Source organism: Shewanella sp. SG41-3 (genome assembly GCF_014164545.1).
In the GTDB taxonomy this organism is placed as follows: Bacteria; Pseudomonadota; Gammaproteobacteria; order Enterobacterales; family Shewanellaceae; genus Shewanella; species Shewanella vesiculosa.
Map to the genome: position 1 here is coordinate 442,075 of NZ_JACJFJ010000001.1, position 22,054 is coordinate 464,128.

Consider the following 22,054-nt stretch of genomic DNA (forward strand, 5'->3'; position numbering starts at 1 on the left):
GACTCTTTATTATAATCTTCGCTCAATAATGTAGTGGGCGAAGTCTGCAATTAACTGGCTATTGTATGGTAATTTAGTCAGCGCTGATAGTGCATCTTGTATTAGTTGTTCTGCACAGGCTTTGGCACCATCGAGACCAAGTAGTTTCGGAAAAGTGCTTTTATTCGATTGCTGATCGCTGCCTTGGGGTTTTCCTAGCTCTTCAGTGCTTGCGGTGATATCTAAAATATCATCCTGAACTTGAAAAGCTAATCCAAGCGTGTGAGCGTATTTCATCATGAGTTGATAGTGCTCATCGGGTATATCTGCAGCAATCAACGCGAGCTCTACGGCACAAGTAATCAAAGCACCGGTTTTTTTATTATGTAATTCGGTTAATCTTTCTATATTGATACTGTGATCGGTAGCACTAAGATCAATTGCTTGTCCACCACACATGCCCTGGTACCCAGAAGCTTTGGCAAGTGCTCTCACCATGGCGATTTGCTGCTTTGGGTGTAAGTCATTGCTCGGAGCGGTGATAATTTCAAACGCTAATGTTTGAAGTGCGTCTCCAGCAAGAATTGCAGTGGCTTCATTAAAGGCAACATGTACCGTGGGTTGACCACGACGAAGTGCGTCGTTGTCCATAGCCGGTAAGTCATCATGTATTAAAGAATATGCATGAATACATTCAATGGCTGCGGCAGCTTTATCCAGCGCATTGATATTGACACCCAGCATATCACCGACACTATAGACCAAAAATGGTCTAATGCGTTTACCGCCTAATAATGCCCCATGCAGCATGGCTGCTTTTAAATCTGGGGCGGCATCATCAAGCAAAGTTAAATGCTCGTTAAGAGTAACATTAACGCGCTTTTGGTATGTTGTTATCGCTTCAGCTAACACGTATCAAGACCTATTATTTAATACACACTCTGTGACGATTATTCACTTTCAACAGTGAATGGCACAAATTCAGCATCATCTTCATTTAGTAATATAGAGACTTTTTGCTGTGCTTGTTCAAGTTTTGCTTGGCTTTGTCTGACTAACTTAATACCACGCTCAAATTGTTTAAGCGCGTCATCCAGAGACACTTCGCCTTGCTCTAAATGAGCAACAATGGTTTCAAGTTCAGTTAATGATTGTTCAAAACTGAGGTTTTCTGGTTTTTTTGCCACAATTAATATTCCTTTCATTACGCGAGTGACAAGGTATATCAGCCCAGCGTATCGGTCAAATACAGTCGCTGGATATTTGCTCAACAGCACGCTTTGTTATTGAATTTTGTTTAGAATGTGCAAAAACAAGCTAAACTTGAGCCGAGTTTGTCCGATAACAAGTCATAATTTAAAATTGATAGCATAAAATAGTATTGAAACTGTTGCTGTAATACATAACGATGGGCAATATAGTTAAGCAACAATATGCCCCGTTGTTCAGGTTATACAGTATGTGCTCACAGCACGATAAAGCGGCACAAATAGGCAGCGCAATGACTGCGATTGAGGAGAGGTTGTGGATTTAGCTACCCTAATAGGTATTATTGGTGCTTTTGCATTTATTATTGGTGCGATGGTGACTAGTGGTGGTATCGGATTATTTATCGATGTACCGTCAATTTTGATTGTTGTTGCTGGCTCATTATTTGTTGTGATGATGAAATTTAACCTAAAACAATTTTTAGGTTCGATAAAGATTGGCATGAAAGCCTTCATGTTCAAATTAGACAAACCTGAAGATTTAATCGAACAAGCTGTCACCATGGCTGATGCAGCCCGTAAAGGGGGCTTCTTAGCATTAGAAGAGGCGGTTATAACTAACAGCTTTATGCAGAAAGCTGTCGATATGTTGGTTGATGGCCATGATGGCGATGTCGTGCGTAATGCGCTAGAAAAAGACATTACCTTGACAGAAGAGCGGCATAAAACCGGTATTGGCATTTTTAAAGCTATGGGTGATGTAGCCCCTGCAATGGGAATGATTGGTACACTTGTCGGCTTGGTGGCGATGTTATCTAACATGGATGATCCTAAATCCATTGGGCCATCAATGGCGGTCGCTTTGCTAACGACACTTTATGGCGCAGTGATCGCCAACATGATCGCTATCCCAATGGCGGATAAATTATCATTACGTATGAACGAAGAATTGCTTAATCGTAATCTTATTATGGATGCGGTATTAGCTATTCAAGATGGACAAAATCCACGGGTGATCGAAGGCTTCCTGAAGAATTATTTGGCTGAAAAATTAAGAAAAATTGATACAACGGACGGAGAGTAACTCATGGCTAAGGCCAAGTGTGATTGTCCACCAGCAGGCGCCCCCATGTGGCTTGCCACCTTTGCAGACTTAATGTCATTGCTTATGTGCTTCTTCGTGTTGTTATTAGCGTTCTCTGAAATGGACGTGATGAAATTTAAGCAAATTGCCGGTTCAATGAAGTATGCATTTGGGGTACAAAACAAAGTTGAAGTAAAAGATATCCCCAAAGGCACCTCTGTTATTGCATTGGAATTTCGCCCTGGTCGACCCGATCCCACGCCTATTGAGATCATTAATCAACAGACTAATGAAATGACTCAACCGACCATAGAATATCAGGCCGGCGAAGATGACAATGCTGGCGGAACCCAAAAACAAAGCGGTGAACAGCGTGGCGGTAATGCCGCAGCAACAGCGCAGCAAGAAGCTGAAGCGGTTAAAAAAGATGCTTCATCTTCACAAGAAAATATTAACGAGCAAGTTAAGAAAATGGCTGAAAAGCTTAATGAAGAAATCGTTGATGGTGCGATTGAAATTGAGTCTTTAGGTCAGCAAATTATTATCCGTATTCGTGAAAAAGGCTCGTTTGCATCTGGTTCTGGCTTTTTACAACCTAAGTTCAAACCCATAGTGCGATCGATTGGTGAATTATTAAAAGATGTTCCCGGCGTGATTACGGTATCCGGTCACACTGACGGGGCCGACATTAGTAATGAGCTGTACAGTTCAAACTGGGAGCTATCAAGTCAACGTGCTGTTTCCGTAGCTCATGAGTTAAGAAAAGTCCCCGGCTTTGATGAGACACGAATGAAAGTGGTTGGAGAGGCATCTAATCGGCCATTAGTGGCTAATGATTCTAATGAGAATAGAGCAAGAAATCGTCGCGTTGAAATTTCTATCGAGCAAGGTAAGCCTAAAGAGTCGAATGAAATTGTAGTCTCGCAATAGTAACAACTCATCAGTTTACATCATTATTAGCGCAGTCTATGAAGGTTAAATAGATTGCGCTTTTTTGTGTCAAAAATGTGCTTTAACAGCCGTTTCATTTACAAAAAACAGATAAAAAAGTGAATATGTTTGGTTAATAGACATCATTTGGTATAATTGGCAGATTATTGCATAAGTTATGCTATTTACTGGATTATCTACACATCTAGCAAATAGATCTGTGTTGTTTTTTAATTTATTATCAAGGCATTACTGTCCTTTTTACTTAGCAAAACCGAGTGTGGTGCTATTTGATGGTGATACCTGTGGAACCCTGATGAAGTTTATTGTAAAGCTGTACCCTGAAATCATGATGAAGAGCAAGTCTGTAAGAGTGCGCTTTACTAAGATGCTCGAAACCAATATCCGTAATGTACTAAAAAACGTCGATGAAGGTGCCAAAGTTCTGCGTCAATACGATCGTATTGTAGTCAAGGTGCCAATTGATAAACCGGAATTGTGTGATGCATTTGCAGACCGATTATCTTGCATTCCAGGTATTGCTCATATCGTACAGGTCAGTGAATACAGCTTTGATTCTATTGATCATATTTACCAACAAACATTACCAATATACCGTGACGAAATTGCCGGTAAAACATTTTGTGTTCGCGTAAAACGTTCTGGTAAACATGATTTTAATTCAATCGATGTTGAGCGATATGTGGGTGGCGGATTAAATCAGCATACGGATGCACTAGGGGTAAAACTTAAAAATCCAGATGTGACTGTTAATCTTGAAATCGATCAAGATAAGCTTTACATGGTCGAGCGCCGTATAGAAGGTTTGGGTGGTTTCCCAATGGCAACCCAAGAAGATGTGTTGTCGCTTATTTCGGGGGGGTTCGATTCTGGTGTATCAAGTTTTCAGTTTATTAAGAAAGGTGCGCGTACCCATTATTGTTTCTTTAATCTAGGTGGCGCTCAGCACGAGATAGGTGTTAAGCAGGTGGCTTATCATTTATGGAAAAAATATGGTGAGTCGCATAAAGTACGTTTTATCTCTGTGCCATTTGAGCCTGTTGTTGAAGAGATTCTTGAGCGCATTGATAATGGTCAAATGGGCGTAGTACTTAAGCGTGTAATGATGCGAGCAGCTACTCGAATCGCTGACAAATTTGGTATTCAAGCCTTAGTTACCGGAGAAAGCTTAGGACAAGTTTCTAGCCAAACACTGACTAACTTAAATGTGATTGATCGGAGTACTGAGTTACTGATTTTACGCCCGCTGATCACAATGGATAAACAAGATATTATTAATCAGAGCCGTATTATTGGCACTGAAGATTTTGCGAAGTCGATTCCTGAGTATTGTGGGGTTATTTCACAAAAGCCTACGGTTAAAGCGATATTGTCTAAGGTTGAAGCCGAAGAGAAGAAATTCTCCGAAGACTTAATCGAACGGGTGGTTGCATCTGCTGTCGTGATGGATATTCGTGATATAGAGGCTGAAATGAATCAACAAGTTACCGAGACCGAAACGGTTAACAATGTGGCATCAGATGAGATCATCATTGATGTTCGCGCTCCAGAAGAAGAAGAGCGAAGCCCATTATTGATCGATAATGTGATGATTAAAGCGATTCCATTCTTTAAATTAGCGACACAATTTGCTGACTTAGATAAGTCTAAAACGTATTTATTGTATTGTGACCGTGGGGTTATGAGTAAACTGCAGGCTTTATACCTTGTTGAGCAAGGCTATACGAACGTTAAAGTGTATCGCCCTTAACCACAGGAGCGGTTTGCGCGTGTGTTGGCCGCTTTTATCTGCATGAGTATTTAGGTCATAGCAAGTTGAATCAGCATACTTTTTAAGTTTGCATGTAACAGACGTAAAAAAACCGCATTGAATGCGGTTTTTTTATTGTTTGGATAACAGGCTAAATCACAATCGTATTAGTTTGCTTGGACCACTTGTGAAGTTTTTTGTTGTTGTTCATTGTCAGCAACAAGAATGCTGTTAACATCGTTATTAATATCGATTTGCATGGCTTCAATACTTTGCGATAGTTCAGCATGTAAATCGGCCATATCGATAGGTTCTAGTTCAGTTGCTTGGGCTGTTGATAATCCGATGATGGATGTCAGCGCAACTGCAAACAGAGTATTTAGGTTGAACATAGGGGTGAGCCTCCAGGCTAATGAATCACATTTGGCGGACCATCCCAGTTACGTCGTAGAGAGTGTCCAACGGTATTTTTAATGCTGCTAATTTAACCAAACACAGTGTTCTTTACAAACGACAAAAAATAACCATAATCATTAGAAAAACTAATTATAAACCGAGAGATTGATCACTATGTCTAGACGATTACCTCCTTTGAATGCAGTTAAAGCATTTGAAGCTGCAGCAAGACATTTGAGCTTTACCCGCGCTGCAGAAGAGTTGTTTGTCACTCAAGCTGCTGTGAGTCATCAAATTAAGGCGTTAGAAGATTTTTTAGGGCTAAAGCTGTTTAGACGTAAAAATAGATCATTATTGTTAACAGAAGAGGGCCAAAGCTATTTTCTGGACATTAAAGATATTTTTATTGAGCTAGGAGAAGCGACTAATCGCTTGCTTGCTCGTAGTGCCGTCGGTTCGTTAACTGTGAGTATGTCACCGAGTTTTGCTATCCAATGGTTAGTGCCGCGTTTAGCTAAATTTAGTGAAAAAAATCCTGATATTGATGTGCGTATTAAAGCGGTAGACAGTGATGCAAGTTCGTTAACTGATGATGTTGATGTCGCTATCTATTATGGTCAAGGAAATTGGCCGGGTTTACGTGCAGACAAATTGCGTAATGAAGTGCTTATTCCGGTATGTTCGCCACTCTTACTCAATGGTCCTAAGCCACTAACCCTACCGAGCGATTTGAAGTTTCATACCCTACTGCACGACTCTAACCGTCAGGATTGGCAGGCATGGTTTAGGCAATGTGGCGTGACAGATATTAATGTCAATCAAGGGCCGATATTTAGCCATTCTTCATTGGTATTGCAAGCTGCAGCGCATGGTCAAGGGGTTGCTTTAGGTTATAGCGTACTTGCTCGGCCAGACATTAAAGCGGGGCGCTTAGTGTGTCCGTTTTCTGAAGTATTGGTTAGCAAAGATGCCTATTACTTAGTCTGCCAACAAAACCATTCTGAAATAGGCAAAATTTCAGCCTTTAGAGAGTGGATGGTGGACATGTTTGCAGAGGAGTCTCGAAGTGAGCTGCTTACCGGATAATACCAGGATGTTGGTCCACGACTCCCTATTACAAGGCCCTAAAAGTGATACTTTGATTGTTTTTGCTCATGGTGCGGGTGCCAATATGCATCATGAGTATATGGCGACGATGACGGATAAGTTAATCGCGCAAGGCTATCAAGTGTATCGATTTAATTTTTTGTATATGCAAGCCAATATGCAAGATGGAAAACGACGTCCGCCTGATAGAGCGCCTAAACTCCTCGCGCACTATGAACAAGTGCTACAGGACATTAAGCAAAAAATCGCCCTTGGTCAGATCAACTGTCAGCGAATCATCCTGGTGGGTAAGTCTATGGGCGGGCGGATGTCAGCGACATTGACCAGTACCGATTATCAACGACAACAGCCCGGACTTGATGATGTCATGAGTAAAGTGGCAGCCATAGTCTGTTTAGGTTACCCGTTTATTCCCCTCAAAGGTGGCGAACCGCGTCTTGATCCTATTGTGCATAATGCTCTACCGATGTTAATTGTGCAGGGTGAGCGAGATAAGTTTGGCGATGTTCAGCAAGTGCCTACATGGACGTTAGGCGAGCATACTCAAGTGTGTTGGATTGGTGATGGTGATCATAGTTTGCAACCGCGAAAATCGTCAGGTTTTACCCTCGATGGCAATCTTAATCATGCTATTGAGTATATTCGGCAGTTTATTTCGCAATTAGGCTAAGGCTTAAGTGCTATATGCTGTGTCTGTTATGCTGATATCGGTATCAACGCCAGTAGCAACTTAATTAAAGCTCTGATACTCATGGTGATGGCTTAAGTCTCGAAAATGAGCTTGCTTCGGTAGTATGATGGATGATTAGTTTATGTTGTATGAGGTTAAGTAAGATGAATAAAGGTCTATTACTCTTTGCCACTTTTAGTGGTTTTCTGGCCGTAGCACTGGGGGCTTTTGCTGCTCACGGACTTAAAACTATCGCCCCACCAGAGCTGGTGAACATTTTCAAACTCGGAGTCGACTATCAGTTTTATCATACCTTCGGATTGATTGCATTGGCTTTTTCTGCCCATTGGATCCCATCTAAGCTGATCAATTGGGCTGCTTATAGCTTTATTGCTGGGATAATATTTTTTTCAGGTTCGTTATACCTTTATGCTTTTACGGGCGCTAAATGGATTGGTCCAATTACGCCAATCGGAGGATTATGCTTCTTAGTCGGTTGGTTGTTATTTGCCGCGGCAATTTGGCATACAAAATCGCCTGAATAATGGCTTGGGTAAATTCTCCCACCTCGAGTATTTTTGGGTATAATGGCGGGATTACTATCTCGCGGTTATGCGAATATCCTTACGCTAAGGCTCCAAATGAAAAACCTATTCCTATTTTGTCGCTCAGGCTATGAAAAAGATTGTGCGGCAGAAATTCAACAACGTGCTGCAGAATTAAACGTCGGTGGCTTTGTAAAAACAAATCTCAACGATGCTTATGTTATCTATCAATGTTTTGATGATAATGGTGCCGATACGTTAGCCAAGGATTTAGCGCTTAGTTCATTAGTGTTTGCGCGACAAATGTTTGCTGCCGGTGAATTGTTGACTGATTTACCTGAACAAGATCGCGTTGGGCCTATTGTGGCTTCACTTGCCCAATTGTCAAAGTGTGGCGAGCTGCGTGTTGAAACACCTGATACAAATGAAGCTAAAGAATTATCGGCATTTTGTCGTAAATTGACCGTACCGCTTCGCCAAGGGCTAAAAAAGAGTGGCGCATTGCTCAATGCTGAAAATGACCGTCGTCCAATTATTCATGTGTGTTTCATTGGACCTGGTAAAGCGTATGCGGGTTATTCCTTAAGCCATAATAGTTCACCACATTTTATGGGGATCCCGCGCTTAAGAATGGCTACGGATGCGCCGAGTCGCTCAAGCCTTAAGTTAGATGAAGCCTTCGGTGCTTTTTTAACTAAAGAAGAACAAGAAACTCGCTGTCGCAGTGGCCTAAATGCAGTTGACTTAGGGGCTTGCCCTGGTGGTTGGACCTACCAATTAGTTCGCCGTGGCATGATGGTTGCGGCCATTGACAATGGTCCTATGGATCCAAAATTGATGGAAACCGGCCAAGTGAAGCATTACCGTGCCGATGGCTTTCGTTTTGAGCCGCCACGTAAAAATATTTATTGGTTAGTGTGTGACATGGTTGAAAAGCCTGCTCGTGTTGCTGAGTTAATGGAAGCATGGGCAATTAATGGCTGGTTTAAAGAAGCTATTTTTAATCTTAAATTACCAATGAAGAGCCGCTATAAAGAAGTGAGCACTATCTTAGAAACCATGGCCACCATTTTAACTGAAAATGAAATCGATTTTAAAATGCAGTGTAAACACCTTTACCATGATCGTGATGAAGTGACGGTACATTTATGGATTTTCCCTGAAAAGGGTGTGAGCTACGCATAAGCATGCAATAGTATCGCTAACAAAAAGCCCCTTATGCAGTAGTGCATAAGGGGCTTTTTGGTGAATGGCTGAGCAGATTAATCGCTGATGAGCTGAGTAAACCGTCAGCCGTACGCTTAGTTCTAGACTAAACGATCCAGTACAGCTTGAGTAAAATCGGTCGTGCCGTGAGTACCGCCTAAATCGCGAGTCGTACGATCGCCTTCTTCTATCACTGCCGATACTGCACTGCGGATCATTTCAGCTTTATCAGACATGCCTAAGTATTCTAGCATTTGAATCGAGGCTAAAATAACGGATGTAGGATTGGCTAAGTTTTTGCCTGCAATATCAGGAGCACTGCCGTGTACCGCTTCAAAAATCGCAGCATCGCGACCAATATTTGCGCCCGGTGCCATGCCTAAACCGCCCACAAGACCTGCACATAGGTCTGACAAGATGTCACCAAATAGGTTTGTCGTCACGATAACATCAAAGTTTTCAGGATTCATAACCAGTTTCATGCAAGTAGCATCAACAATCATTTCTTCAGTGGTAATGTCTGGGTAACGTAAACTCACTTCACGTGCCACTTTCAAGAATAAACCTGAGGTTGATTTCATGATGTTAGCTTTGTGAACGATAGTCACTTTTTTACGATTTTCTTTACGTGCAAGCTCGTAAGCAAAGGTGGTGATTTGTTCTGCGCCTTGACGGGTAATAATACTCGTCGCTTCTGCAGTTTGACCATCATCAGAGATTTTTTGTCCTAAACCTGAGTACATACCTTCGGTGTTTTCACGCACGGTAATAATATCAATGTTTTCATAACGCGCCTGAGTGCCTTTAAATGAAATCACTGGGCGCACGTTGGCATAAAGGGCAAACTTCTTACGTAAGCTCACATTAATAGAGGTAAAACCTTCTCCCACAGGAGTGGTTAACGGACCTTTAAGAGTAATCCGGTTTTTCTCGATAAGATCTAAAGTACGTTGTGGTACTAATTCACCGTGCTTTTCTAACGCCGTTAACCCTGCATCTGCAAATTCATATTCAAAGTTACATCCTGCTTTGTCGAGGATTTTTAATGCTGAATCGATAATGCTTGGGCCAATCCCATCACCTGGGATCACGGTTATTGTACGTTTTGACATGAATAGTCCTTCCACGGTTGTGGTTACTGCAATTGATAGACCGTATACATGACACGGCTAGGTGACGATAAAAAGCGTCGTTTTTCTGCGGCGTATTTTAACGACTTTTAATGTTTATTTACAGAAAATAGTGAGTATTATCACATTAATTCCGTTATTTTTAAGTCAATTCTAATTTGATTGTTTTACTATGAACCTTTATTACAAATTGTTTACGTGTAAAGCATCTCAAGGCTGAATGATGTTGGTCGGTTTATGTTTTATTGTCGTGCATTAGCTTATTCGGTGAGCTTTTTTTATATAGACGACCTTGGTCGAATGCAATGCGTTAAATCGATTACAGACTGCTTAAGTCAACTGTTGACTCGTTAAGATTAAAGATGATCTATTTACGAGCCCATTACGATAATCTGTTCCAGTTATGGATTATGGGAACTATTAGAGGAAAACTGTGAAATTATTTAATTTAATTCCATTGGCAGTCTGTCTGTCATTGAGCGCCCATGCGGCGCCGCAACGTGCATTGTCTCTCGATGACATTATGCATTTTGAAACCCTTCAACAGCCGGTTATTTCTGATAATGGCGCAGTGATTGCTGTACAGGCTACTCCTGATAGAGGCGATAGTCGTGCATTAATTCGTTTTAGTGATAATCGTAAACAATATGAAATTGCCAATGGCACCAATGTCCAAGTCAGTGCTGATGGTAAATTTGTTGTGGCGACAATTGAAGCGAGCTTATTTGACCGAGAAACGAAAAAGAAAGACGACTTGCCTCATCAAGTGGTGTTACTGAATACCGAAAATGGCAAGCAGCAGCAATTTGATAAGGTCGACTCCGCAGTATTTAGCGATGACGGTCATTTTCTGGTGTTAAAGTTTGACGTGGCTAAAGCTGAATCGACAGAGACTAAAACAACATCTCCAGCAGCTCAGTCCGTTTCATCAGCGCTTGAAGCGAGTATTGTTGAACATAGCGCCAAGACTGATTCTGCTCAATCTCAAACTGAAAAAGCCGATAAAGGCGCTGATATTCAGCTGATTAATTTAGCCACTGAGCAACAAACATTATTATCGAATGTGACTCAATTTGCCTTTGATAAAGTTGCGCAACATTTGGTTGCGGTAGTCAACCAAGATAATAGTCAACTACACCAAGTCGTGTTAGTCACGCTCGATAATCAACAACAGCGTCCGCTTTACAGCAGTAAAAATGAACATATTGAAGCATTAGCTATCAGCGACAATGGCCAATATGTTGCGGTAACTAAAGGCACGGCAAGTGCTTTACGTTATGGCCGAGAGCATAATTTGTTGTTACTCGATGTACAAAATAATCAACAACAGCAGTTTGCTCCGACCAAGAAGTGGACATATAACCAATATTCAAGCTTACAGTTTTCAAAAGATGGTCAGCGTTTATTTGTTGGTCGAGTGCCAACAGTAGGGCAGCAAGCTGAATTAGCTGATTATCAAAATCCAAATGATGTCTTTAATCCTGAGATTATTACCGCCAAAAAACAGCTACGTATTTGGCATGGTGATGATGCCAAAATTAAGCCTCAAGAAGTTAAAGAATATGAGCAAGAATTAAAACGCACTTATCTAGCGGTTTTACACCTTGACTCAAATAAGGTTGTCCAATTAGCAGACCAAGTTGTGCCTGATGTGACCTATGGCGAGCAAGCACGTTTCTTGTTAGCCAGCTCAGATGTGCCATATCAGAAGATGGTGACTTGGGCAGGCTTTTATCGCGATGTCTATTTAGTGGACGTTAACAACGGTAACAAAACGCTAGTGTTAACTCAGCAACCCAGTGATGCGATGCCGACGTTATCACCCAATGCCAAGTTCTTAGCTTATTACCAACAAGGTAACGTATTTTTATTTGATGTTGCCTCTCAGCGTCGGGTTAATTTAAGCGCAAATATTACTACTCCTTTTGCTGATGAAGACCATGATTATCCCAGCGCAGCTCCCGGTTACGGCTTTGGTCCTTGGTTGGCCGACGATAGTGCGATAACGGTATATGACAAATATGATGTCTGGCAGTTTAATACTGTATCAAAACAAGGCTTTATGTTGACCAATGGGGAAGGGCGTAAACAGAAAACTCAATTTAGGCTAGTCGGCCTAGTCAAAAAAGATGAATTATTACCTGCGGTCGTTAACAATGCTGAGACTGTGTTGTTGCAAGGCTATAATCATCTATCAAAAGCGGATGGGTTTTTTAGCGCTAAAATCGGCGTGGCTGGTGTGAGTCGTTTAACTGAAAGTAATAGTAAATTAACCTTACTGGCTAGAGCGAATAAAGCCGCTACAGTGGTATTTACAAAGCAGCGCTATGACTTATATCCAGACTTGTATGTTGCCGATAATACCTCGCCACAGAAAGCCGTTCAGTTAACTACGCTTGATAAACAACGTGAACCATTTAACTGGGGCAATGCAGAATTAGTCCATTGGCGAGATGGCGATGGTGTCAAAATGGACGGGGTGTTAATTAAGCCAGCAAATTATCAAGCAGGCAAACAGTATCCCACGCTGGTGTATTTTTACCGCTTTATGAGTGACAGGTTATATGCTTTTCCTGATATGAAGCTCAATCACCGACCAAACTTTGCATGGTATGCAGACAATGGTTACGCTATTTTCTTACCCGATATCCGTTTTGAAATTGGTTATCCAGGCATTTCGTCAGTAAAAGCATTGACTGCAGGAGTGCAAAAGCTAATTGAAATGGGCGTGACTGATCCAGATGCCGTGGGTATTCAGGGGCATTCATGGGGTGGGTATCAAAGCGCTTTTGCGGTAACACAAACCAATATCTTTAAAGCGGTTGTGACTGGTGCACCAGTGTCGAATATGACCAGTGCTTATAGTGGTATTCGTCATGGGTCAGGCTTAGCAAGACAGTTTCAATACGAAACTGGCCAGAGCCGAATCGGAGAAAGTTTATTTGCAGCGCCACAAAAATACATAGAAAACTCGCCTATTTTTTATGTAGACCGTATTCAAACTCCAATGATGATCATGTTTGGTGATAAAGATGATGCTGTGCCTTGGGAACAAGGCGTTGAGTTATATCTGGCTATGCGCCGCGCTGGGAAGGATGTGGTGTTTTTACAATATCAAGATGAGCCACACCATTTGAAAAAGTATCCTAATAAGCTTGATTACAGTATTAAGATGAAGCAGTACTTTGATCATTATTTGAAAGGCACACCTGCTCCAGATTGGCTGCGCCAAGGCGAAGCTTATCAGGAGTACAAACCCAAGCCACTTAGCTCCTAGGTTCTAGGGCATGACTTCGTCACAGCTAGGGCGCTTCGCTGCTAGATCCTAAAACCTAGGATCTAGCAGGACAAAGTCCGCCCTCTAGCGAGCCTGCGAGTTCCTAGATGAGTTGAAAACAGATTTATAGCGGGGCTTTACCTGCGATAGGCACATCAAAATATTGTTGCTGAGTATCTTGTCCCCATGCCACTAAAAGATTATCTCTGAACAACAATGGCGTACATTCTTCTTTAGTGGTTTCGCCATCTGACTTTACATGATGGGTGCGGTAATACATCACTTGATATTGACCATCAACACCCGTTTTAGCTTCGACAAAATCTGCGCTGCCTAGTAAGGTTCGGATCTCATCAAGACTTTGGCCAAAGTGAATGTCACTCATTTTTTGTAAATTAAATGCTTGGCGATCGTCCCAAGCTCGGTCTTCTGGTTGAGGTTCATAAACAAAAATGACGACAGCGACAAACAACAAATAGGCTGTGAAAATGCCACCTATGATATAGCTTACTTTTGAGTTCATAATGCGTTTAATCCGTTATGCTATGAAGATCGTTTTTATTATTGGATGATTTATTATTACACTAGTTTGATATTGGTTTAGTTCTAAATTGTTTCAAATTAATATTCAACGGGATATTGCATTGTAACTGCGCTAATTTGTAGCTAATGCGGGCGATTTCTTTTCCTTCCGCTATCTTAAGTGCTTGTTTAGCCCCAAGGTTGTCTAGCGAACGATATAAATTAGCTAAGGTTCTGAACTTGTTGAGCAAGTCGGCTGCTGATTTTGGACCTATCCCCATAATGCCGGGAATTTTATTACCACTGTCTCCGGCCAATGCAATAAAGTCGAGCATTTGATATTGCTCTATTCCGAGTTTTTTCCCGTATTCTGTAACATCAAAAAACTGTTGATTAAAGTGATCCCATAAGGTGAGATTTTTGCTGGGTAATTGACTAAAGCCTTTGTCGGTTGACACTATGATAACCTCACCACTGTTACTGATCATCTTCATCGCGAGAGTTGCGATGACATCGTCAGCTTCTGATGGCGCATCGAAAGAGTTAATGTCTTGCTCGGCTAAAGTCGCTTTTATATTTACCAGGCCATCACTTAATGCTGTTGGCATTGGTTTGCGACCTTTTTTATAATCGTTATACAGTGTTTTGCGCCAAGAGGGCTCATTGCCGTCCCAGACAACAATACAATGAGTGGGTTGATGCTGTAGCAACATTTTTTTAGATGCGGCCAGCACACGTTCTTGTACGCTGGCTATATCGTTTTCATCTGGCAACACCGCATGAATACGGCGCACCAGATTAAGTCCATCGATAATGAGTAATTTATTCATTGGTTTTTATTATGTTGTAGCAGGGCACGTAAGCACTTCCTGGCAGTTTCATTCGTTGTTGTTTAACAAAAGCGTTTAATAGCTTATCCATCATCAGCATGAGTTTAGGATCACCTTTAATCTTAAAGGGGCCGAACTGTTGGATCAACTTGATTGTGTCACCTTTTACGTTACCGGCAACAATTCCTGAAAATGCTTTACGCAAGTTGGCGGCAAGTTCTGCTTTGTTATCTTGAAAGTAGAGATTTAAATTTGCCATAACCTCATGGGTTGGTGCAAAGGGTAATTGAAATTCGGGTTCAATTTTTAATGACCATTGATATTGGTAAGCATCACATTTTTGTTTGCGATAGGCTTTGACTTGCTCCATACCCTGTTTCATTACTTGAGCCACTTTGACGGGATCATCAATAATAATTTGATATTTGCTTTGTGCTTCAATGCCTAACGTGGCACCAATAAATTCATCAATAACAGTAAAGTAGTCAGCACTTTCAGCTGGTCCCGTTAGCACCAGTGGAAAACATGAATCGCTATTGTCTTTATTTAATAAGATACCCAGAAAATAGAGTAATTCTTCTGCCGTTCCGGCTCCGCCAGGAAAAATAACAATCCCATGGCCTAAACGAACAAAGGCTTCGAGGCGTTTTTCGATGTCGGGTAAAATGACCAATTCATTGACGATTTGATTGGGTGGTTCAGCGGCAATAATACTTGGCTCGGTTAAACCGATATAGCGGGCGTTGTGTACTCTTTGTTTGGCATGTGCAATAGCGGCACCTTTCATTGGGCCTTCCATTGCGCCTGGTCCGCAACCGGTACAAATATCTAATCGGCGTAGCCCCAGTTGGTAACCCACATCACGTGTATATTGATGCTCAACTGCGTTGATACTGTGTCCTCCCCAACAGACCACAACATTAGGATCTTTCATTGGTGAGATTGCCTGAGCATTGCGTAAAATATCAAACACTACATTAGTAATGTGAGTCGCATTGCTTAAATCTATGTGTTTTAAATTCTCGTATTTATTGCTGATATAAATAATATCGCGCAGCACAGCAAATAAGTGCTCTTGAATACCAGTGATAATTTCACCGTCGACGAAGGCTTTCATCGGCGGATCAATGAGCTCAATCTGTATGCCTCTTTCGCGTTGTAATATATTGATGCTGAAGGATTCGTAACGATGAAATAGTGCTTCAGAGCTATCGCTGATCAGGCCTGAAGCTAATACTGCTAGTGAGCAGTTTCGGTATAATTGATAAAGGTCGCTTTTTGCACCTTGTTTTAGTCGCTCTACTTCTAATTGAGAAAGCTGATCTAGGCTACCATTTGGACTAATCTTTACTATCATAAGCAACTCCTTTGGACTCGAGTAATTGATGCCGAGTCCAAAGAGAACTGTCTTAGGATGGGCTAGATATCAATAACGACTCGGTCCCTGCCGTTGTTTTTTGCTTGGTATAATGCAGCATCTGCTCTTTCGAAAGCTTCTTCAAGCGTTTCGTTTTCCATGACTTGTGCTGCACCTATAGATAATGTAACTGTAATTCTCTGATTTTTAAACTTAAATGGAATATTTTTGATTTTATCTTTAACGCGATTCAATAATTGAGAGATATTTTCATCAGTAATATCAGGTAATAGTAATACAAATTCTTCGCCACCATAACGGGCAACAAACTCACTATCTCGTAATGAGTTTTTTAAGGCCATAGCAATAACTTGCAGGGTTTTATCTCCGGTGCTGTGACCAAAGGTGTCGTTAATCACTTTAAAATGGTCTATGTCAGTAATGGCTATCCATAATGGCGTTTTAAAGCGGACATGGTTGCGATAGTCTTGCTCCATTCTATCTTCTAATGCTGTCCTGTTTGCCAGTTGAGTCAGCGGATCGAGTAGGTTGAGCTTTTGATGTTCAAACAGTTTTTCTTTGTAATTGTTGGCTTCTTGACTCATCGAGTTGAGTTCTTTACGCATAGATTCAATCGACTTACGTAACAGTGTTTGTTCACGCTGCTCTAGGGCTTCTTTACGAGTAAGAGCATCACGAAGAGAGGATAACTGTATCGTTAGTTGGGTCTTTAATTCGTTAAGACTATCAGCATCAGCGACTAACTCGTCAGCGTTGTTAACGCGTAAATTAATCTCTTTATTTAATTGACCTTTAAGCTGCTCACTACGTTGGTTATTGTTATAGCTGTTATTGACGACATCGCGGACTATGGACAAGGCATCGTTAAGTGCAAATAAAAAGTCTTGTGATGCGCTTTTTTCACGTGCAATATTTTCTAACAGTAAACTCAATATTGATTGGTAAGAGTCGAGCAAACTGCTCAAGCTAATATCACCAAGTAATATTTCTTTTATGACTAGAATTTGGTCGCGTTGATCTTTTCTAAACTCAATTTCGGCAATCTTAGCAGCAAGCTCTTTGGCAAGTTGAACGTGCTGAGGCAAAATCTGGTAATCGTCTGCATCGGCAAATTCGTTTTTTAAAATTTCTTCATAGAAAAATATCAGCTTTTCGACTTTTGGGATGTATTCCCATACTGTATGAAATGGCTTGCCGAGTTCTTGTTTAAAATAAGTCAGTTCTTTTTTGAGTTTTTCTGGGGCTGAATCAATGCGTTGGATCTGACGGATAACTCGATTAAGACCGTTACGGCTGTCTTCTAAACGCGTCATTGTTTGGTTGTATTGAGATTTTAACAAGCGTTCAATGTCGACTAGTTCTGGCAGCGCTTCGTCAATTTGTTCAAAATTGTGCATATGATGGCGCAATTTTGCCAGTTTATTGTCGAGTTCAATACATTGTCCTTTGCAGGCAAGACTGAGATGGGAGATAAATTGAATCAGTGTTTTCAATTTACCATTGCGATCGACGTTTATCTCTTCGAGAGCAAGTTTGGCTGCGTGGAGCTTTTGCTTCATCAACGAAATTTGTGTTATCGCTGTATTTGACTCTTTCATGTTGCAGTGCCTACTCTCATTTTTCATCTAAAGGCATAGGTTGCCGTGATTGTTGCCATATTGAAGACATAATTTCGTTTTTCATTAACTAATCTCTGATCAGTTAACACTATAGTAATATTATCTCAATAATGTTGTGCAGCAAATCCAATTACCGTACAAAACAGTATAAATAACTATAATTGCCAGTTTATTACGCGATTAATTATTTGGCCAATTTATACTTTGGGCATGACGATTACTTTCTGCACGAATGATGCCGCGGTTAAGTGCTTGAGTCAGATTTAAATAAAGTGGCCGCATAAAAATAGCCGCTGGTGCAAAATTAAGCGGCCTCAATGAGACATAAGCTGGTTGCTCGGCAATATCCATTGCCGCGGCAAGCGCATATTGTAATGTCTCAAATTGTAATTCTGCACTAATACTCACATCAGGGTTGGCGAGCAAGGGTAAACTAATGTGGCCAATGCTGGCATAGTGTTCGGCCGATTTTTGCGCAAAATTTGGAATCGTAAACTGCGTTGTTTTTAATTGCTTAAGACTCTCAATAACGGCATTTAATATAACATCAGCATCATACTGTTGATTAAAATAGCATCCAATCAGTCCTGAGCGTATGGTAAATACTTGAGTATCTAAGTGCTTACTGAATTGAATATTAAATTGTTGCATCAATGCCGTTGATTCTGTGAGTCCAAGTTGAATATCAATATTATTTAATTCGTTGATATTTACCAAAGCTAATGTTTTAGGTTCGGTATTTTTCAGCGTGCTGATCAGTTGAATAAATGCTCGGTAACCTTGTGCTTGTGTTATGGGATCGATTGTATTTAAACGCTGTGCGTTAAGGTACAAGGTATTGCGCTGTTGAAATTTTCTGTAGATAAAAATCAATAAGATAATCGCAATACTAAAAATAAGTACTAATACTAAAATGATAAATTGGTTGTATTTATTTTTAGTCGTTTGCAGTTCCAGTTTATTGCGCATTAAACCCAGTTCAAATTTTAATTTCTGTTCTGTTAGCTCTGAAAAGTCATTGGGTTGTTCAGTTTTACTCTGTGAATTATTGACTAATTCGACTATCTCATCGACAGTTTTAAGCGCTGCATTAATGTTGTTAGTTTTGCGATATGCGGTAGATAAATACCCTAAAGCCTCGGTTTGCACCTCGGTTAAATGTTTCTTTTTAGCCAGCTTAATCGCTTTATTTGCATGCTCAATCGCGTTTGTCCACATGCCTTCGCTGGTTGTTATTTGAGCAAAGAGGAGTTCATTATGGACTAAGTAATGATCTACTTTTCGAGCTCTAAATATTTCATTTGCTCGTTGCATTACATCCAATGACGCCTGAATATTATGCAATTTAAAATAAGCCTCACCTAAATTGTGATATGTGAGCCCAATTGCAATTTGGTTCCCCATCCGCTCATTTACTTGCTGGACATTTAAATAATAATCGATGGCTTTATTCCATTCCCCTTTGCCTGCGTAAATCATTGCCATAACAGTTAATGATTCTGACAAGTAGACATCTTGGCCGATTACTTGAAATATTTCCGCCGCATTGTGGGCATATTTGAGTGCATCATCCCATTGTTCTAAATCACGGTAGGTCCGCGCGAGATTGAGCTGTGTTTGGGCTTTAATGCCAGGGTAATCTAAGATGTTGGCTAAACGAAATGCTTCACTGTAATGCTGCAGTGACTTTGCTTGATCGCCATTCAGATTGTAATAACGGCCTAATTGCGATTCCGCATCGGCGATAAAATAATTATTGTGTAACTGATAAGCCATTTCACGATAACGATTTAAATGAGACAAGGCTGGCGTAGGTTGAAGTAACAATGAATGTAACATGTTCAATTGTTCATGCAGTGTTAACTTGAACAGGGTGCTTTCTAAGCTGATATCGGCGTTAACCATATTCAACGCATCATTGAATTCAACGATCACTTGATTATATTCTTGGTTTTTACGTCCCTTTATCCGTGCTTTAAGCATAATCACCATGGCTTTTTCAAGCGTTGTTGATGCAATGCTGTCTAACTGCGATATGAGTAATTCTGCATCTTGGTACTTAGTTGGCGATGTGAGTTTTGCTTGTAAATTAAGGCGAGCTAATAGCTCTAAATCACGATGGAGTTCATTTGGTTGAAAACCTAAATTTTCAGCGACTTGGTCGAATTCCGCTTTGTTTGAAAAGTGCAAAGGAAACTCGGTCGTTCTCAATAACTTGGTATAAATTTTTTGAGGATTTTCTTTGAACAATATTTCTTGCTGTTCAATATCTCTTGCGCACACTGCTGAACTTAATAGTATTGAACATAATATGATCAGAGGAAAACATCGCAGCATAGTAAAAGATACCTTTTTAGGATTAAAAAATGTGGACGTCATTATCAGCTGGTATCGATGAATAAATTAACATTGGTTTGTCATTGATACTAAGTATTCTCACTCAGTTACAAATTGCCACTGTGTTAATGAGTCTAGATCGTTATAATTGTTCGGAATTTAAAATAAAAACAATAGAATCATACCAGAAGGAACCTAGAGTGAAACCTACTTCTCTTGCAATTTTAGCTAGCAGTGCCATTTTTTTGATGACTTGGGCCATGCCAGCCCTTGCTGATGTTGATTACCATATTGATATTAATCAACCCGCACACCATTTAGCTCAGGTGAGTGTGTCATTTCCTCAAACTGATTCGCAGGTGCTAACGGTTAATTTACCAGTATGGCGAACCGGCCGTTATCAAGTATTGCCTATTGCTGATGGGGTTAGATTGTTTAATGCGACCGACAGCAAGGGTCAGTCGCTACCTTGGAAACGCACTGCCAGTGGTGAATGGCAAATAACCTTAACTCAACCTACATCGGTTAAGGTGACATATCAGTTGCATGCTAATGAGCTTGGTGACCGATTACGTCACATTGATAGTAGCCATGCTTTCTTAGATGCCAGTGGTGTGTTTATGTATAGCCCTGCGTTTCGCCAGCAACCTATTACGGTCAATATGCAAGTGCCAAAAGGCTGGAAAAGTTATTCTGGAATGGACAGAGACGGCAAGTCACATTCATTTAAAGCCGCTAATTATGATGTCTTAGTTGACTCACCGATTGAGACGGGAATAAGCCAGCACTTTAGTTTCGATGCCGATAATCGCCAATATGAGGTGGTTTTTTGGGGGGAGGGGAACTACGACACCACGCAAATTATTGCTGATTTAGGTAAAATAAGCGCTCAAGCGTCAGCTATTTGGAATGGTTACCCGTTTAAACGTTATGTGTATATGGTGCATGCCACTAGCGGTGCACGCGGAGCCACAGAGCACCTGAACTCAACCGTTATTCAATTACCGCGATTTAACTTTCGTGAGCGTGAAGATTATTTACGCTTTATTAGTACCGCATCGCATGAGTTTATCCATACTTGGAATGTAAAATCGTATCGTCCTCAAGGATTGGTGCCTTACGATTATCAGTCTGAGAATATGACTGATTTATTGTGGGTCGCAGAAGGTTCAACCAGCTATTTTCAAAATCAGTTGTTGTTACGTGCTGGGGTGATGACGGCAAAAGAATTCTTTGATGATTTAAGCTTACGGATAGTACTTAATCAGCATAATCCTGGGCGTGAAACTCAATCGGTTGCAGAAGCCAGTTTAGGTCAATGGAGTAGCACTTGGGGCGATTATGCGGTTAACCACAGTGTGAATATTTATTCTGAGGGATATTTAGCTTCACTGGCATTAGATTTCAGTGTGTTAACTGACAGTAAGCTAGCGCATTCTTATCGTGATGTGCACAAGGAGTTATATGAAAACTTTAAAATTCCAATGGGCTACACTGTGGCAGATGTGCAAAACATATTAACAGCACTCACCGGCAAAGATTATCAACCTTGGTGGCAGAAATTTGTGAATCAGCCAGTTAGTTTAGAGTTTAATGATCTATTAGCTCAAGCCGGTTTGGTAACCACTTATGGTGATAAGCCCAAAATACAAGTTGATACAGGCATGGGCTTATCCGGCTTATATGCTGATTTAGTATTAGCAACTGTGGCTAAAAATAGCCCAGCTTGGAAAGCTGGTTTAACGGCTGGTGATGAGTTAGTGGCGGTCAATGGTTTAAAAGTCACCGCAGACGGTTTTGCTAAACGCTTTAACGATTTTAGCCCTGGTGACACTGTTAAGGTGACGGTATTTAGTAATGATCAACTAAAAGATGTGAACTTAGTGTTGGCAGAACAACCGAAAGATAAGTTAGCGATTACTGCGGTTGATAATGTTACTGCTGAGCAAAAAGCTTTCTTTAAAGCATGGTTAGGTATTGATTGGCCTTTTGATACCGAAGGTAAATGGATTAACGCTGACGGCGAATAAGCTCTTACATATGATTGAGTTATTTTGTTGTAGAT

Annotated in this window: 18 protein-coding genes; 9 read left to right on the forward strand and 9 right to left on the reverse strand. The window is 40.8% G+C overall.

The genetic code is table 11. The features are described from left to right. Positions 1-9: 9 nt before the first annotated feature. Positions 10-891, reverse strand: coding sequence for a (2E,6E)-farnesyl diphosphate synthase (gene ispA, locus H5164_RS01940; RefSeq protein ID WP_182698119.1), 882 nt, complete (start codon positions 889-891; stop codon positions 10-12). Between the two features lie 38 nt (positions 892-929). Further along, a complete protein-coding gene (gene xseB, locus H5164_RS01945; RefSeq protein ID WP_124017952.1) occupies positions 930-1,166 on the reverse strand; it encodes an exodeoxyribonuclease VII small subunit in 237 nt (78 codons plus the stop codon). Between the two features lie 337 nt (positions 1,167-1,503). Here xseB and pomA point away from each other — a divergent pair, with 337 nt between their 5' ends. From pomA to thiI, 3 genes are all read left to right on the forward strand, one after another. After that, complete coding sequence (gene pomA, locus H5164_RS01950; RefSeq protein WP_124017953.1) at positions 1,504-2,271, forward strand: flagellar motor protein PomA; 768 nt, start codon at positions 1,504-1,506, stop codon at positions 2,269-2,271. Positions 2,272-2,274: 3 nt separating this feature from the next. Beyond that, positions 2,275-3,201: a flagellar motor protein MotB gene (locus tag H5164_RS01955; protein WP_182754552.1), complete on the forward strand. Its 927-nt coding sequence runs from the start codon at positions 2,275-2,277 to the stop codon at positions 3,199-3,201. Positions 3,202-3,517: 316 nt separating this feature from the next. After that, on the forward strand, positions 3,518-4,972 hold the full coding sequence (gene thiI, locus H5164_RS01960) for a tRNA uracil 4-sulfurtransferase ThiI (RefSeq protein WP_182754554.1): 1,455 nt from the start codon (positions 3,518-3,520) through the stop codon (positions 4,970-4,972). Between the two features lie 167 nt (positions 4,973-5,139). On the opposite strand, the gene H5164_RS01965 is transcribed toward thiI, so the two are convergent. Further along, positions 5,140-5,364, reverse strand: a complete 225-nt coding sequence (locus H5164_RS01965) for a hypothetical protein (protein ID WP_124017956.1) — start codon at positions 5,362-5,364, stop codon at positions 5,140-5,142. Between the two features lie 178 nt (positions 5,365-5,542). On the opposite strand from H5164_RS01965, the gene H5164_RS01970 reads away from it, so the two are divergent. The 4 genes from H5164_RS01970 to rlmM all read left to right on the forward strand — a co-directional run bounded on the left by H5164_RS01970 (position 5,543) and on the right by rlmM (position 8,875). Beyond that, on the forward strand, positions 5,543-6,454 hold the full coding sequence (locus tag H5164_RS01970) for a transcriptional regulator GcvA (protein WP_124017957.1): 912 nt from the start codon (positions 5,543-5,545) through the stop codon (positions 6,452-6,454). Further along, a complete protein-coding gene (locus tag H5164_RS01975) occupies positions 6,435-7,145 on the forward strand; it encodes an alpha/beta fold hydrolase (RefSeq protein ID WP_310736164.1) in 711 nt (236 codons plus the stop codon). The genes H5164_RS01970 and H5164_RS01975 overlap by 20 nt, the downstream gene beginning before the upstream one ends. A 164-nt stretch (positions 7,146-7,309) precedes the next feature. After that, a complete protein-coding gene (locus tag H5164_RS01980; RefSeq protein WP_124017959.1) occupies positions 7,310-7,690 on the forward strand; it encodes a DUF423 domain-containing protein in 381 nt (126 codons plus the stop codon). A gap of 96 nt (positions 7,691-7,786) precedes the next feature. After that, positions 7,787-8,875: a 23S rRNA (cytidine(2498)-2'-O)-methyltransferase RlmM gene (rlmM, locus tag H5164_RS01985; protein ID WP_124017960.1), complete on the forward strand. Its 1,089-nt coding sequence runs from the start codon at positions 7,787-7,789 to the stop codon at positions 8,873-8,875. A gap of 122 nt (positions 8,876-8,997) precedes the next feature. Here the strand turns inward: rlmM and H5164_RS01990 are convergent, their stop codons facing one another. After that, positions 8,998-10,008 carry an isocitrate dehydrogenase gene (locus H5164_RS01990; RefSeq protein ID WP_124017961.1) on the reverse strand — a complete coding sequence of 337 codons (1,011 nt, stop codon included), beginning with the start codon at positions 10,006-10,008 and terminating at the stop codon, positions 8,998-9,000. A 451-nt stretch (positions 10,009-10,459) separates the two neighbouring features. On the opposite strand from H5164_RS01990, the gene H5164_RS01995 reads away from it, so the two are divergent. After that, a complete protein-coding gene (locus tag H5164_RS01995; RefSeq protein ID WP_182754556.1) occupies positions 10,460-13,303 on the forward strand; it encodes a prolyl oligopeptidase family serine peptidase in 2,844 nt (947 codons plus the stop codon). Positions 13,304-13,427: 124 nt separating this feature from the next. On the opposite strand, the gene H5164_RS02000 is transcribed toward H5164_RS01995, so the two are convergent. The 5 genes from H5164_RS02000 to H5164_RS02020 form a co-directional block, all read right to left on the reverse strand. Next, positions 13,428-13,826: a DUF3192 domain-containing protein gene (locus tag H5164_RS02000; RefSeq protein WP_182741954.1), complete on the reverse strand. Its 399-nt coding sequence runs from the start codon at positions 13,824-13,826 to the stop codon at positions 13,428-13,430. A 61-nt stretch (positions 13,827-13,887) separates the two neighbouring features. Beyond that, positions 13,888-14,655 (reverse strand): flap endonuclease Xni, encoded by a 768-nt coding sequence (xni, locus tag H5164_RS02005; RefSeq protein WP_182754558.1) that lies wholly within the window; start codon positions 14,653-14,655, stop codon positions 13,888-13,890. Continuing rightward, positions 14,648-16,012, reverse strand: a complete 1,365-nt coding sequence (ppnN, locus tag H5164_RS02010) for a nucleotide 5'-monophosphate nucleosidase PpnN (RefSeq protein ID WP_124017965.1) — start codon at positions 16,010-16,012, stop codon at positions 14,648-14,650. The genes xni and ppnN overlap by 8 nt, the downstream gene beginning before the upstream one ends. Positions 16,013-16,074: 62 nt before the next feature. Continuing rightward, entirely contained in the window at positions 16,075-17,631 is a 1,557-nt protein-coding gene (locus H5164_RS02015) for a GGDEF domain-containing protein (protein WP_182698116.1), read from the reverse strand. Between the two features lie 201 nt (positions 17,632-17,832). Next, positions 17,833-19,935, reverse strand: coding sequence for a lipopolysaccharide assembly protein LapB (locus H5164_RS02020; RefSeq protein ID WP_165870168.1), 2,103 nt, complete (start codon positions 19,933-19,935; stop codon positions 17,833-17,835). Between the two features lie 254 nt (positions 19,936-20,189). On the opposite strand from H5164_RS02020, the gene H5164_RS02025 reads away from it, so the two are divergent. Continuing rightward, a complete protein-coding gene (locus H5164_RS02025; protein WP_182754560.1) occupies positions 20,190-22,019 on the forward strand; it encodes a M61 family metallopeptidase in 1,830 nt (609 codons plus the stop codon). Positions 22,020-22,054: the final 35 nt, after the last annotated feature.

What these genes read in the sequence shown, in the direction of transcription:
- H5164_RS01955 (WP_182754552.1), top strand. Translation starts at nt 2,275, where the DNA reads ATGGCTAAGGCCAAGTGTGATTGTCCACCAGCAGGCGCCCCCATGTGG.
- thiI (WP_182754554.1), top strand. Translation starts at nt 3,518, where the DNA reads ATGAAGTTTATTGTAAAGCTGTACCCTGAAATCATGATGAAGAGCAAG.
- H5164_RS01965 (WP_124017956.1), bottom strand. Translation starts at nt 5,364, where the DNA reads ATGTTCAACCTAAATACTCTGTTTGCAGTTGCGCTGACATCCATCATC.
- H5164_RS01970 (WP_124017957.1), top strand. Translation starts at nt 5,543, where the DNA reads ATGTCTAGACGATTACCTCCTTTGAATGCAGTTAAAGCATTTGAAGCT.
- H5164_RS01980 (WP_124017959.1), top strand. Translation starts at nt 7,310, where the DNA reads ATGAATAAAGGTCTATTACTCTTTGCCACTTTTAGTGGTTTTCTGGCC.
- rlmM (WP_124017960.1), top strand. Translation starts at nt 7,787, where the DNA reads ATGAAAAACCTATTCCTATTTTGTCGCTCAGGCTATGAAAAAGATTGT.
- H5164_RS01990 (WP_124017961.1), bottom strand. Translation starts at nt 10,008, where the DNA reads ATGTCAAAACGTACAATAACCGTGATCCCAGGTGATGGGATTGGCCCA.
- H5164_RS02000 (WP_182741954.1), bottom strand. Translation starts at nt 13,826, where the DNA reads ATGAACTCAAAAGTAAGCTATATCATAGGTGGCATTTTCACAGCCTAT.
- xni (WP_182754558.1), bottom strand. Translation starts at nt 14,655, where the DNA reads ATGAATAAATTACTCATTATCGATGGACTTAATCTGGTGCGCCGTATT.
- ppnN (WP_124017965.1), bottom strand. Translation starts at nt 16,012, where the DNA reads ATGATAGTAAAGATTAGTCCAAATGGTAGCCTAGATCAGCTTTCTCAA.
- H5164_RS02015 (WP_182698116.1), bottom strand. Translation starts at nt 17,631, where the DNA reads ATGAAAGAGTCAAATACAGCGATAACACAAATTTCGTTGATGAAGCAA.